The organism is Paenibacillus sp. XP01 (assembly GCF_057364885.1).
Genome location: NZ_CP139481.1, coordinates 2658602 through 2673267, shown reverse-complemented (window position 1 = coordinate 2673267; position 14666 = coordinate 2658602). Strand labels below are relative to the sequence as shown.

The following is a 14666-nucleotide window of genomic DNA, read 5'->3' as shown; positions in this document are numbered from 1 at the left end:
ACTCCCCCTTTATTATGGATGACCTGAAAATCCTATGCATAAGCAAGGCGACTGCCGGCTGCGATGCATCAGCCTTTCACCGCTCCCACTGTAATGCCTTTAATAAAGTAGCGTTGAACGAAAGGATAAAACAGGATGACCGGTCCCGTCGCCACGACGGCTACGGCCATTTTCATCGATTCGAGCGGAACGTCGCGAAGCTGCACGTTGGAGGCCGCTGCGGAGTTGCGTACAAAATCGGCGCTTGTGACCACGTTGTACAGGAAAAGCTGCAATGGGCGGTATTTCATGTCCGCCGACAGGAACAGCATCGAATTGTACCATTCGTTCCAGTAGCCGAGCGCAATGAACAATCCGATGGTGGCAAGCGCAGGCGTGGCCATGGGCAGGATCAATTTGACGAAAATGGTGAAATCGCCGGCCCCGTCGATTTTCGCGGATTCCGTGATGGCATGGGGAATGGAACGCACGAAACTTTTCATCATAATGATCAGGAACGGGCTGAGCAAGCCGGGAAGAAGCACGGCAAGATAATTATCCTTTAGATGCAGGTATTGGGTGATAAGCAGGTAGAACGGAACCAATCCGCCGGAGAACAGGGTCGTGAAGTAAATAAAAAACGAAATTTTGTTGCGGTATTGAAAATCCGGACGCTGAAGCGCGTATCCCGTCATGGATACAATCAGCAGACCGATCACCGTACCGACCACCGTAATTCCGATCGTGACCAGATAAGAGCCGATAATCAAATTAGGGTTCTCGAAAATGATTTTGTAGGCAAACAGGCTGAATTCTTTCGGCCAGATGTTAAACCCGAATTGTTTAATCGCATTCTCGGAAGTGAAGGACGTCCCTATGACCAGCAAAAACGGGAACAAACATAACAGGGCAAACGCTCCGATGAAAATATAGCTGAACCAACGAAGGAAGATACTGCTGCGATCCGACCGCAGGCGATCATGCTCGAACTGTTCATCCATGAAACAACGCTCCTCTCTCCCATCGATTTAAAACAAGGAATTTTCCGGGGACAGCTTCTTGACCAGCCAATTGGCGCCCAGGACGATGAAGAATCCAAACAACGACTGGTACAGGCTGACCGCGCTGCCCATCGAGAAGTTGAAGTTGGTCATGAGTGAACGGAATACGTAGGTTTCGATGATGTCCGTCGTTGCGTACAGCGCGGTGTTGTTCGCGCCGACCAAGTTATAGATCAGGCCGAAGTTGCCTTTCAGGATACCTCCAAGCGAGAACAGCAGCAGAATGATGAATGTTGGTTTTAACCAAGGAAGGATGATGTATCGAATGCGTTGGAAAGCGTTGGCGCCATCGATTTCGGCAGCCTCCACAATTTCGTTGTCAAGTCCCATGATCGCCGCGAAGTATACGATGGAACCATAACCCGTCGATTGCCAGAGATACGTCAGTACGATGATGAACGGCCAGGCTTCAGGGCTTGAATATGCTTTGAACGGTTCGAAACCAAGCGTGCGAAGCAAGGAGTTCAGCAGACCATAGTCATAACTCAGAATGTTGTACGCGATGAGGCCGATCAATACGGCAGACACGAAATGGGGCAGAAACATGATCGTTTGGGAAACTTTTTTGAACCACTTTGAACGGAGTTCATTGAGCAAGACCGCCAAAAAAATTTGAAGCACGTTTCCGAGCAGGATAAATGCCAGATTGTACGCGATCGTGTTGAACGTTAATCGCCAGAGGTCTCCGGTCATCACCAGGAAGCGAAAGTTTTCCAAGCCGACAAACGGGCTCTTGAAGATGCCGTCGGTGTAGTTGTACTTGACGAATGCCAAGTAAATGCCCGGCATGGGGAGGTAAGCAAAAATGATAAAAAAGACAATCGCCGGCAAACACATGATCAGCAGCGTCCGGTTGTTTCTCCATTTTTTCCAACGTCGCTGCATTACGCTTTCCCGGCTAACCCCTATTTCCCTTTCCGATACTGTGGACAATCGCATTCCCCTCCTTCTGTAATTGCACGGCAACCACAAATGAAACCGATTTCATGAATGGGCGGATCAACAATGCCAACAGGAAGATCATTCGGTCTGCGCAGCGTTGGAAATGAATGAGTGAATGAGGTAACCTCTGCCGGATTTCGTCCAAAAACCACACCCATTTATGAAACGGGTTTCACTCGAGGTCAAAAATGTAAGGGCTTTCTTGAAATGAGAATAAGCCCTCACGCGTCCGTTGTCAATCACTTTTATTCAAGTTTTATTTCCCGCTCCTGTAAATGGTGCGGTCGATTGCCTGACTATAAGCTCTGGCAGGATCGTCTGCAGCTGCGGCACCTTTTTGCCGGAAATCAGGCGGTCAAGCGTATGCGCAGCTTGGCGCCCCAGCTCTTGGGAACGCAGTGAAACCGACGTCAATTCAGGGATGCTGTACGAAGCAAGCGGAATGTCGTCATACCCCACGATCGACAGCTCGTGAGGAACGGCGATTCCTTGCTGGTGTGCGGCTTTGAGCGCCCCGATGGCGATCAGGTCGTTCAAGCAGACAATGGCCGTGGGACGCTCGGCCCTCTGCAGCAGCCTTTGGGTTAATTCCAGACCGCGTTCGACCGAAAATCCGCCGACCAGAATCCACTCCTTCCGGATGTGAAGATTGGCCTGCTTCATCGCTGAACGAAATCCTTGCAGCCGCTGCTGGGTATTGCTCATCTGTTCAAAACCGCCGATCAAGGCAATATCCTTGTGCCCCAGGTCGATCAAATGCTGAACGGCCAGCTCCATGCCCCGTTTCTGGTCTACGGCCACCCGTGGAAGTTTGGTTTTGGGAAGCGAGCCGTTCAACAGCAATACCGGAACCCGCTTGGCCGCCTCCTGGATTTCGTCGACGAGGGTCTGGCCCGGCTTCGCCAGGTCCACCCGTCCTCCAATGATGACAATGCCGTCGACCTGTTTTTCCATCAGCAGATTAAGGTATCGTGACTCGCGTTCGTATTGCAAATGACTTTCCCGATCCGAGGACATCGTATCGCACAAAAAGAACGTGTACCCCATCTTGCCTGCTTCCCGATCAAATCCCGCCAGGACTTCCGGAAAAAAAGGGTTCGTAATGTCCGGCAGGATAAACCCGATCGTTCCCGTTTCCTTTCGGAGCAGGCTGCGTGCCAGCGCATTGGGCTGAAACTGGTGTTTTCGGATCAACGCGTCGATTTTTTCGCGCGTCTCCTTCTTGACGGGAGCGGTATTGTTCAGCACCCGGGACACCGTGGCAACAGAAACGTTGGCTTCTCTTGCAATATCGTATACAGTAACCGGCCGCATTCGTACTCCTCATTCCTTCATGGATTCCCTGCATGACGACGTCTTCAACAGGGTTATGTAACGGCTTTCAATGCTGAGATTGTGAGTTATTATACGCTTTCATTTTGCGGGGCGCAATGTGCATTTTCAATGAATCGTCCATCTGCGGTGATATCTCCTTTCTCGCGCTCCCATACCATATTATAACAAAAAAAGACTATTCGTTCGTAAATTCTACCCTATTCTGCTTATTGCTGAACGAGAAAAAGCGATGCCGGGACATTTCTCCCGAACACCGCTTTCCTTAATGCTTTATTCGACAAATTCGGCAAGGCGTAACAGCTTCCTCATCTACGTTTACAGGCCGTTATACCAAGAACGCTTTGGTGATGATGACCAGCAGGATGAAAAGAACCAGAATCGCTCCGACGGAAGTGAAACCACCATAGCCGTAGCCTCTTGTGTCTCCGCTCAATACTTCGCTCATTCAACGTACCTCCTCTGCAACAGGTATGGGTTATCATATGCAGGAGAGATACCGTTGACAGGGCGGATGCCCTATTTGTTCAAAAGATGTTTGGAATTCGTTCAAATAAATGTCGTTTCAATACCGTGGATAGTCCACACGCATGATGTCAAGGAAAGGGACTTTGGCCACCTTCGGCATGAACTCTTCTTCCAAGTCTTCCACATGCACGAGCCTTGTGCGCGAGTCCAGTTTAACGATGACGCCCTGCAGCTGTTCTTCCTTTCCCCACACCGTTAACACCACGACCGACCGTTCACGAAAGGCTTCCACCAGTTGATTGCCCAGTTCCTCAAGTTCGAATTCATCGCGGGTAGGTCTTTTTGCCACTTTTGCTTTTGCCAATATGCAGCCTCCTCTAGAGCTATTCAGACGTCCCGATCTGCAATGACATGCCGAGGACATATGGTACAAGTATACCATTCATTCCCGATTCTTGTAATGCTGAGATGAACTTTTTCCCAAATTTCCCATGCAAACCTACCGATTACTCATCCATGTCTTCGATCTGTATGGAATACGCATTGGACGTTTCCTCTCCTGCATGCCGCTCCCCGTTCCATTCGTAGGTGTAGGCTCCGAGCAGCACGCCCTGCACCAAGCCCGGCTGCGTACGGGCAGACATCTGGACTTTGTAGCTGATGCGTCGTTCGGAACCCGGCTGCACTTCGCCCACATGCAGAAATTTGGGCGCAACATGTTTGGGTGGACCGCCTCCTTCGTTAGGACCAAGTTCAAGGCGCCAGGTCGATTCCGGCGGAAGAAAGTCGAACAATTGCACGCGGGCAGCCACATTGCCTCGGTTAGCCACACCTACATGGAAGGTTACGATTCCTCCCAGTTCAACCAAATCAGGCACTACGTCCACATGAACGCCAATGATCGGTCCCTTCAGCTCAACCACGGCTTCGTTGGAGGTTAGCAGCCGGCGAACGGAACGGGAATCGGGCAAACGAAACGTATAATTCAATCGAGCCTGATTGCTCAGCTCGAACGGAATCGGATTTTGACGCTCAGCCGCAATCCGTGCCTCGAATTCCACATGCACGTTGGAATGGGCGGTGAGCGTGCCCAGATGTATGCCTCTTCCCGGGTCGAGCCCTGGACGTCTCACGCCATTTAAGCGAGTGCTTCCCTCCGCATAAATCATGCCGGGCGGAAGCGCGTCGGTGATAAAGGCATCTACGGCGAGCGAAGCTTCATTGGATACAATCAACTCATATTGGACTTTGCTCCCGAAGGTGGCAATTGCCGGCGTTGCCTTTTTGCTGAACGAAATGTGAGGGTTCACGACCTGCAGCACTGCCACATTGGAATCCGAAGCTTCCGCTTCCCCACCCGATGCATAGTGAAGGATGGCTTGCGCACTAAGTTTCCCATCCGTTCCGGCCCCGGTAACCTGCACGCGGAATTGAATGATGACGGCGGCCTCGGGCAGCACTTCCCCGAGATCGATCCCGCCATCAGGTGTCACCTCGGGCGCGAACATGTCATCGATCACGACACTCCCCGGAATGAAAGACAATCCTTGTGCCAACGAAACGATTGCCCTTGCCTGCTGTGCGGCTACAAATCCGGGATTTCGCACCGAAACACTGTACTTCACGATATCGCCGACAAATGTTTGGGCGCGGTCCACCTGCAGCGCAATCAGCAATTTTGCCGAAACCAACATGACCTCGACGGTGTTGGAGTATTCCTCCCCCGTGCCTTCCCTGCCCTCCGGCGTCAAAAAGACATACTGCACCTGTGCCTGGTTAACCAGCTTCAAGTCGGGGGGAACAGCCACAATGATCGCCTGGAAATGGAGCCGCAGCAGCGCCCCTGCAGCGATCTCCAACCATGGAAGTCCTTCCGCCGGCGACGCGCCGGGAAGCGGCACCCCGTCCCGCAATACCGAATTGGGAAGGAACGCGATACCCGGGGCCAGCGGGTCAATGACCCGAACCCTCGCATCAAGATTGCCTTCGTTCTCGATCTCGATGTCATAGATCAACGTTTGACCTAGAGCAGCCTTGAACAAGTTGCACCGTTTGCGGATCATCAATTTGGGACCGATCCAAGGCGTAACCACGGTATTGGAATACGAAATTTGCTCCGGATCGTCCACATCCGTGTTGAAACGAACGAGCGAGCGGTTCTGCAGATTAAAGGACAACGATCTGGATTCCGGACTCATATGACAACAACCCGGACCTGGAAGGTAACCGTTACGGATGCGCCTGGCTGAATCGTGCCGAGCGTGATGCCGGTGTCCGGATTGCCTGTCGGACGAGGCGTACCGTCCACCGTTACGCTGCCTGCCACGAACACCGCTCCCGCAGGTATCGGATCGACCATGACCACATTGTTGACGGCTTCGATTCCGCTGTTCGTTACAGTTATCGTATACGTAATGACATCCCCCACGACCGCGTCTACGGCGCTTGTGCTTTTGCTGACAACCACGTTCGGAGCGGATACCGGAATGACAAGCACGTTGGAAGATACCGTACCCGTGAGTTGACGGCCATCCGGCGGACTATACGTGTAGCTGGCTACCGCCTGATTGGTCAGCTGCTGGTTCTGAGGCAGCGTATCCACCGTAACCTGAAGCGTGACGGTGACGTTGACTGTACCTCCTGCCGGAATGGTACCCACGACGATGCCCGTATTCGGATCTGCCCCCGGCTGCGGAACGCCGTCGACCAGAACGCTGTTCGGGACCAGCACGGCCCCGTCCGGAATGGAGTCGGTTAACGTGAGCTGAACAGGCAAATTGCCCGTGTTCGTGATGGTGAACGAGTATACGATGGTATCGCCGATGGTGGCGTTCGAGGTGTTGGCTGTTTTGGTTACTGCAACGATGGGCTGGTAAATCGGCGTGATCACCGTATTGGAATACGCCGTTCCCGAAAACGCGCCGGAAGTAAAGCTGACTGCCGACTGGCTGCTGACTTGCGGCGGGGTCGGAAGCGCATTAACTCTGACCGCATAAGATACGGTAACCGAAGCGCCGGGAGCAATCGTGCCAAGCGCGATACCCAGGGCCGGATTGGCCTCAGGCCGCAGGACTCCGTCCACCTGCACGCTTCCGGCGACAAAGCTGGTGGACGGATCGATCGGATCCGTCAGCACCACATTATCCACATTCTCGATGCCGCTGTTCGTAACCACCGTTTGATACACAATCGTGTCCCCGACCACCGCATCCGTAGAAGCCGTCGTTTTGACAATCTCGACATCCGGTGCAGACACCGGGATGAGCAGTGTATTGGACGAGATCGTGCCGCCCAATGTCCGTCCATCCGGCAGCGTATACGTAAACGTCGCCGTCGCCTGGTTTGCCAGCTGCTGGTTTAACGGCAAAGAGACGATGACCACCGAGAACGTCACGGTAGCGGAGGTGGTTACTGTGCCAAGCGGTATACCCGATGCCGGATCGGCCCCGGGAACGGGAGCCCCGTTCACGATGACGCTGTTCGGGACCAGTTCCGTGCCCGCCGGAATGGTATCGGTCAATGTAACGGAAGCACCATAATTCCCGGCATTGGAGATCAGGATCGTATAAACGATCGTGTCTCCCACCGTGGCGAGCGTTTGATTCGCGCTTTTGGCTGCCGATAAGATAGGCTGGTATACCGGCGTGGTGACCGTATTGGAAAACGCGGTAGCGGAGAATGAACCCGATGTAAAGCTGACCGACGACTGATTGCTGATGGTTGCCGTAGGCGGAAGCGCATTGACGTTAACACTAAAGGCAACGGTGACGGTGGCTCCAGCTGCAATGGAATTCAGGATAATTCCCGTCGAAGGATTCGCGCCTGGACGCTGAACGCCATCGACGAATACACTGCCGGGCACGAGGGATGTGCCTTGCGGAAGCGCATCGGTAAAAACCACGTTGTTGACGGCGGCGATCCCGTTATTCGTGACAGTGACGGTGTAGGCGACCGTATCGCCGATAGATGCGGCCGTGGAGGACGTCGATTTGACGACGTCGACGTCAGGGGCCGATACGGGAATGGTTAACGTATTGGACTGCACGCTTCCCGTCAACGTTCTTCCGTCCGGCAGCGTGAACGAATAGGCTACGTTTGCTTGGTTGACCAGCTGCTGCGGCGTTGGCAATGAAACAATGACGACGGAAAACGTCACGGTCGTCGCAGCTCCGGCGGCAACGCTTCCTGCCGGAATGCCTGTACTTGGGTCGGCTGCCGGCTGCGGTTGGCCGTTCACGATGACGCTGTTGGGTACAAGCGTTGTGCCGGCCGGCAAATTATCCGTTACCGTAATCGTGCCTGGAAAGTTCCCCTGATTGTTTACGGTAATGGTATAGCTGACGGTATCACCTACCGTTGCATGGTTTGTGCTGGCACGTTTCTGCGCCGTAAGAATCGGCTGGAAAACTGGCGTAATGAGCGTATTCGAGAAGGCAGATCCCGAGAAGGCCCCTGACGTAAACGTCACGGAAGAACGGTTGCTCAGCTGGCCGTTCGGCGGAATGGCATCGACCGTGATGCTGAAGGTAACCGTCGTTGAAGCTCCCGGAGCCAGCGATCCAAGTGCGATGCCGCCGATCGGATTCGCCGAAGGCTGAGGCGTTCCGTTGACCGTCACGGACCCTGCGACAAAAGACGAGCCTGCAGGGGCGGGGTCGGAAAGTTGAATGTTGTTGATCGGCGCGATGCCGCTGTTCGTCACAACGATGGAATACGTGACCGTGTCGCCGATCGCGGCAGCCGTCGAGGCCGTACTCTTCACCACGGCAACGTTCGGGGACGATACCGGGAACGTCACCGTGTTGGACGTAGCCGTACCCGTCAGCGTCCGCCCGTCCGGCGGGGTGAATGTATACGTGGATGTGGCCTGATTGCTGATCTGCTGCGGAGAAGGCAGCGAATCCACCACGACAGCGAAGGTCACCACCACCGTGGCGCCGGCCGCCACCGTTCCAACAGGAATGCCGGTTACCGGCGATACCCCTGGCAATGGTGTTCCTGCCACAACGACGCTGTTGGGCACAAACGTGGTTACGGAAGGAATAGCATCCGTCAATGTAAGATTGGCCGCCAAATTTCCGCTGTTGCTGACGTTTACCGTGAAGACAACCGTATCTCCAACAGTAGCGTTGTTCGTGTTTGCCGTCTTGGCAAGCGAAATCTGGGGTTGAATGACCGGGGTCGTCGTTGTGTTGGACGACGACGTTCCAGAAAATACGCCGGACGTGAAACTTACCGTCGATTGGTTGTTGATCTGTGAAGGAACGGGCATAGTTATCCTCACCTCGAAAGTTACGGTAGCCGTGGCTCCTGAGGCCAACGTACCGATTGGAATGCCGGCGGACGGATTGGAATGCGGGATTGAAACCCCGTTCACAATGACGCTCCCGGATACGAACGTAGCATTCGCTGGCAGTGGGTCGGCGAGCACAACGCTGCCGATTCCCGCTGCTCCGTTATTGCGAATCACCGATGTGTACGTTATGACGTCACCGGTTACCGCATTGCTCACATTAACGCTTTTGAGGACCGATACGTCCGGCAACGATACAGGGGTCGTTACTGTATTGGAGATAGCGTTTCCTGCAGCAGTCCTGCCGCTCGGCAATGTGTAATTAAATCCTGCCGCAGCCTGATTCACCAACTGGCGAGCAGCCGGAAGGCTCGTTACCGTTGCCACGAAAGTGACCGTTACGTTTGCTCCCGGCGTAACAGCTCCAACCTGGATTCCCGTGTTCGGGCTGACGCCGGGTGTCGGAACGCCATTTATGATCACGCTGTTCGTGTTGAAGATCGCTCCGGCGGGAACAGGATCATTCAACGTGACGTTGGCAGCGATGTTCCCCGTATTGCTGACCTGGATCGCATAGTTGAACGTATCTCCTACGGTCAGATTCGTGGTGCTCGCCGACTTGGCCAACGTAATGACAGGCTGATACACGGGCGTGGTGACGACGACCGACGACGACGTACCGTTGAAACTGCCCGAAGTGAACGCGGCGCTGGCGCGATTGCTAACGTTTCCCGTACCGGGCACAGACGTAACCCTGGCTTGATACGTTACCGTAGTCTGGGCTGGAGGGGGCAAGGTGCCTAGCGTAATGCCGGATATCGGATTGGCGGCGCTTACCGATGCCCCATTGACGGTCACCGTGCCCGAAATGAACTGAAGGCCTTCTGACAGCACATCCGATAGGATGACGTTTTGGACTGCGCCGGAGCCTGCATTCGTAACGTTAACCGTATATGTAAGTGCATCACCTACAGTGGCATCTGCGGCATTTACCGTTTTGGCAATCGTAACGTTCGGCGCAGAAGCAGGAATGACAACGGTGTTGGAAACGGCGCTGCCCGATAAATTTCTGCCGCTTGGGAGTTGATACGTGTAATCGGCCGTCCCTTGGTTGCGCAGGATCGGCGGTTCGGGAATTGACGTAAGCGACGTCCGGAAAGTAACCGTAAACGTCGAGCCCGGGTTTACGATCCCTAAAGATATTCCTGTAAGCGGCGAACTGCCCGGACGGGCCGTCCCGTTGACCGTCACCGAATCGGTAATGAACGACGTCCCGGAGGGAATCGTATCCGTCACGGTAACTTGCGCTGCGATATTGCCCCTATTGGTAACAACGAAGGTATACTGAATCTGATCGCCCAATGTGGCATTTGTTTCATTTGCAGACTTGGCTACATTGATGACCGGCTGATAGACCGGAGTGCTTACCGTATTCGAATTTGAAATTCCGGAGAACGCGCCAGAGCTATAGGACACCGAAGCCTGGTTCGATAGCGAGCCCGAAGCAGGCAACGATTGTACGGCAACCTGAAAGGAAACGGCGACTGAAGCACCGGCAGCAATGGTTCCGAGCGAAATGCCGCTGCCTGGATTGGCCGAAGGAGCTGCAATCCCCCTCACCACGACGCTGCCTGCAACAAACGCAGCACCGGAAGGTAGACTGTCCGTCAGGATTGCATTGTTGATGGTCTGAATGCCGGCGTTGGATACGCTCAGGTTATACGTAAACGTCTCTCCTACCGCTACATCGGTCTCTTTCGCCGTTTTGCTCACAGTTACATTCGGCAACGCTACTGGAACGGTAATTGTATTGGAAGAAACGGAGCCTGTTATGGTGCGGCTATCCGGTGTAGTGAATGAATAAGCGGCCGTTGCCCGATCCGTAAGCGTGGGCGGTGTGGGAAGGGAAGTGACCAGAACCTGAAACGTCACCGTGCTCGTCGTTCCGGCCGCAACGCTGCCGATATTAACTCCCGTCGCGGGATTGGCTCCCGGGACGACCGTCCCATTGACGCGAAAACTTCCCGCGACGTATGAGCTCCCGCTAGGAATATTGTCGGTCAGGGTCACCGTTGCAGCCGTATTCCCGGCATTGTTGACCTGGATGGTATAAGTGACTTGGTCTCCCACCGTTGCGTTGGTGGTGTTTGCTGATTTAATCAGCGCCAAGTTCGGGGAATACACCGTAAGCGTATTGGCATTGGACGGGATCACCCCTGTGATGATGGATCCCCCGGCAACGCTCTGAAACGTGAAGGCCGCGTTCGCGGTGTTCACCAGCTGCAAGATGCTGGAATCCGAAGCAATTTGCGCGCGATACGTGACTACGATGCTGCCGGACAGATTCAAGGAACCGAGCGGAACCCCCGCGTTGATGTCATACGTCGGTCGAGATACCCCCGCTACAGTAACGCTTCCAGGGATAAAGGTGAGTCCGGACGGGAGCGAATCCGACAAAACAACGCTGGCCGCATTGGCCGTTCCCGAGTTGTTGACCGTCACGGTGTACAGTATGCTGTCTCCGGCCGCCGCACCCGTCGCTGCCGTAGATTTCGAAAGCGTGATCCTCGGTGCGTTGATGTCCACTTGGATGGCGTTACCGTTGACGATGTAAGCATCCCCGGACGTGGTCAGCGTCAGGACTGCGGTCGACTGGTTATTGACCAGCCGGGCAGACACATCCACATTCGTAATGTCCCAGCCCTGCCGGCCTCCGATGATATTGGTGCCCGGCGCACCATTGGTTTGGTTTCTCGTTCCGAACGTTCCTGTTGTGTTTAAAGCTCCCGTATCCCCATTTATCTGAGAAGCGAAAAAGTTGTTGGCAAAGTTATTAGGACCTGACAAAGCAACGGAAGTCGCCGATGTCGGACCGAACAGTGCCTGATCTCCCGTTCGGTTCGCATCCCCCTCCTGTGCGCTAAACAAGGCTCTTCCGCCCAACGTCCCGGATATGGGCGTTGCAAATCCGGTAATGGTCGTTACTACAGGTGCGGAAGTGGATTGAACCAGTACTCCCCCGGCTCGCAATGACATGTTGCGGAAGGGCAGATTCGGATTCTGGTAAATGACGCCAAGCGTCCAGCCGGCATGGTTGGCCGTCGGATCGTTTGCAACGACGATCGTACCTACGACCCCGCCTGTCGTATATGTACCCGCCCCGCCATTCTGAACCAGCGTCGTTACGTTGGCGGAACGCACATAGCCGGAGGCGCCGTTTCCAAGATCAAACTGATTGTACGTGGCTGGGTCCGGAGTGACGCTGCTTGTGCCTGCAGGGGTCGTGAAGGTGACGGGGTTGTTGATGAATGCGCTAAGATTGATCGTTCCGTTAATGTAACTTCCGCCCCAGATGAGCTCGGCGTACAGCACCGTGCTGCCTGCGGGGAGGACAAGGGTTGCAGAAGAGCTGTTGCTCTGGTACTGGCTTGTCGTGCCTGCCGGATAGGTGCCATAGGTTAAACTGGTATTCACGGTCGTAAACGCGCCGATGCTATCCTGGGTACCTGGAACCGCAACCGTATCGGACCGGCTTAGACCAAGGGTATTTCCCGTAAATGTAATCGCTCCTGTTGCATTGACTGTTGAACGGACGATAAGAGGAATTGAATCCACCCCCCTTCATCTAATTGGAATCATCATGTCTTGGAGCCTACATCTTAGGTTATGACGGTAATCATGATTTTTGTCTGTCCTTTATGAGAACGTGGAGAATTGTCTCCCTGATCGATCTTCGAACGAAGAAATATAATCATTTGCGTTTCTTCGGTTGTGCTTTATAATTACTCTATACGAGAGTCCATTCTGTCGTATCATTATGATGCAGTCAGCGGTGATATATTGAGAAAACCCAATACGCGTAACAGCCGCATACCCGCGGAGTACGAATTCAAACATGCCATTTGGATCAAAAGGATGTTGCGTTCCTACTGGGTAGTCGTCATTAGCCATGCGGTAATCCAGGTAGCATGTTATCTGTTCATGGTCTATGATCGCACACCCGAAGATTTCATCCTTAATGTGCTGATATGGCCCACCCTTGCGGGAGGTATATCCAATCTGCTGGCCGCCTGGGTCAATCGGCGTTTCAAAACGCTAACCTTTTCGTTCTACGCAATGACTGTCGCCGGCACGGTGGTCGCCTGGACCATTATTCGCGTCAATTATGACATTCGGATTATTTTGGCGATCTGTTTGCTGCCGATCCTCTCCTCCGTCCTTTTTCTGAGCAAGAAACGAGTCTGGACAACTTTTCTCATGCAATTGACAGGATACATTATCGTGTTGTTCGACCCGGGATACAGAGCGTACCTCTCGTCGTTTGACATGGTTTCGATACCTGCCTTCCTCATCATCGGCACCTACGTGGCCCAACTGATCGTGACCAGTCAAATGGAGGTGCTGGAAGACCTCAGGCAAAGCATGCTCGCCAAGCAGGAACTGATCGTAAGAAATGCCATCATGGCCAAACAATCCAAGACGGACGGATTGACCAAGCTGTACAATCAAAGTTCTTTCAAAGATTATTTCGAAAAAGCATATGAATATGCCAACGATGGCATGAGTCTTCATCTCGCACTGATCGATATCGATAATTTCAAATCCATCAATGATACATATGGCCATCGCGTCGGCGACATCATTTTGGAGAAGGTATCGCTGGTTATTCAGGAACATATCACCTCCAGCGATATTGCTGCCCGGTACGGCGGCGAGGAATTTGCGGTTTTGATGTTCGAGCAATCGTTCGAACAGGCCTATGCGGTCATCGAGAAAATCCGCAAGGGCGTGGCCAGAATGGTTCTCACGGAACTCGGAGGAGCTTACGTCACAGTTAGCGCCGGACTGCAAAGCTATAATCATCAATTAACCAAGGACAAGCTGTTCGAGGAGGTTGATGCCTGCCTTTACATCGCCAAGCGGACGGGAAAGAACAAAACCGTTACTTCGCTGGAAAGCGCATAAATGTTTTCACCAAAAAAAGTTGTGATGCTCGCCGTAATAACGGTGTGCAGCACAACTTTTTGTTTTGAATCTCTTCCCGATTATGGTTCCGCCCATTCCCATCGGTTCCGAAACTGCTCCAGCCGCGGATGAACCGTTTCGGGAGAGCCGTCGATGATGATGCGCAGCCGCTTGATCCATTCCTCAAATGAATCAAATGACGCAAAACGATTGGCCATGTCTGTGGTTAATATCAAAAAGATCGGCGCAGGATACAGATCCGTCAGATGGCGCAATGCCGTATCCATAGGCGTATATTTTTTCCGCTTGCCTTCGAGGCCCTCCACTTTGATGCTGGAGTCATTATGCTCAACTCTCCAGCCGTGAAGCCGATCTTCCCTTTTGTAATACGGCCGCACTTCTTCCTTGCTCCATCGTTTAACGGTGCTTTCATGCAGCGGATACAGCACCAGCTGCTGGAACGAACGTGATTCGGCGAGTTGTGCGGCCCGCTCCAACTGTTCATCGGTGATGTGTTCAAACGAGTCGTAAAACACCAGCGTGCCTTTCCGGCTGGCCGGGGGCGGTTCATAACCGAAAGGAACCGTCTTGTACGTGCTTGTCATGTTCCCTTTCCTCCTTTGCTG

At 53.5% G+C, this 14666-nt stretch carries 9 protein-coding genes; 1 reads left to right on the top strand and 8 read right to left on the bottom strand.

Annotated features, from left to right (window positions below):
• Nucleotides 1-68 precede the first annotated feature (68 nt).
• From SNR34_RS12455 to SNR34_RS12425, 7 genes are all read right to left on the bottom strand, one after another.
• A complete protein-coding gene (locus SNR34_RS12455) occupies nt 69-980 on the bottom strand; it encodes a carbohydrate ABC transporter permease (RefSeq protein WP_236419484.1) in 912 nt (303 codons plus the stop codon).
• A 27-nt stretch (nt 981-1007) separates the two neighbouring features.
• Complete coding sequence (locus SNR34_RS12450; protein ID WP_236419640.1) at nt 1008-1925, bottom strand: ABC transporter permease; 918 nt, start codon at nt 1923-1925, stop codon at nt 1008-1010.
• 306 nt (nt 1926-2231) lie between these two features.
• Nucleotides 2232-3296 carry a LacI family DNA-binding transcriptional regulator gene (locus SNR34_RS12445; RefSeq protein WP_236419482.1) on the bottom strand — a complete coding sequence of 355 codons (1065 nt, stop codon included), beginning with the start codon at nt 3294-3296 and terminating at the stop codon, nt 2232-2234.
• Nucleotides 3297-3642: 346 nt separating this feature from the next.
• Nucleotides 3643-3762, bottom strand: coding sequence for a YjcZ family sporulation protein (locus SNR34_RS12440; RefSeq protein ID WP_236419480.1), 120 nt, complete (start codon nt 3760-3762; stop codon nt 3643-3645).
• A 117-nt stretch (nt 3763-3879) separates the two neighbouring features.
• Nucleotides 3880-4146: a YolD-like family protein gene (locus SNR34_RS12435; RefSeq protein WP_236419478.1), complete on the bottom strand. Its 267-nt coding sequence runs from the start codon at nt 4144-4146 to the stop codon at nt 3880-3882.
• 142 nt (nt 4147-4288) lie between these two features.
• Nucleotides 4289-5980: a hypothetical protein gene (locus SNR34_RS12430; RefSeq protein WP_486182012.1), complete on the bottom strand. Its 1692-nt coding sequence runs from the start codon at nt 5978-5980 to the stop codon at nt 4289-4291.
• Nucleotides 5977-12690, bottom strand: coding sequence for a DUF7507 domain-containing protein (locus tag SNR34_RS12425; RefSeq protein WP_486182011.1), 6714 nt, complete (start codon nt 12688-12690; stop codon nt 5977-5979). The genes SNR34_RS12430 and SNR34_RS12425 overlap by 4 nt, the downstream gene beginning before the upstream one ends.
• A gap of 225 nt (nt 12691-12915) precedes the next feature.
• Here SNR34_RS12425 and SNR34_RS12420 point away from each other — a divergent pair, with 225 nt between their 5' ends.
• On the top strand, nt 12916-14040 hold the full coding sequence (locus tag SNR34_RS12420; RefSeq protein WP_486182010.1) for a GGDEF domain-containing protein: 1125 nt from the start codon (nt 12916-12918) through the stop codon (nt 14038-14040).
• Between the two features lie 80 nt (nt 14041-14120).
• Here SNR34_RS12420 and SNR34_RS12415 read toward each other — a convergent pair whose 3' ends face one another.
• On the bottom strand, nt 14121-14645 hold the full coding sequence (locus SNR34_RS12415; RefSeq protein WP_236419470.1) for a hypothetical protein: 525 nt from the start codon (nt 14643-14645) through the stop codon (nt 14121-14123).
• Between the last annotated feature and the right edge of the window lie 21 nt (nt 14646-14666).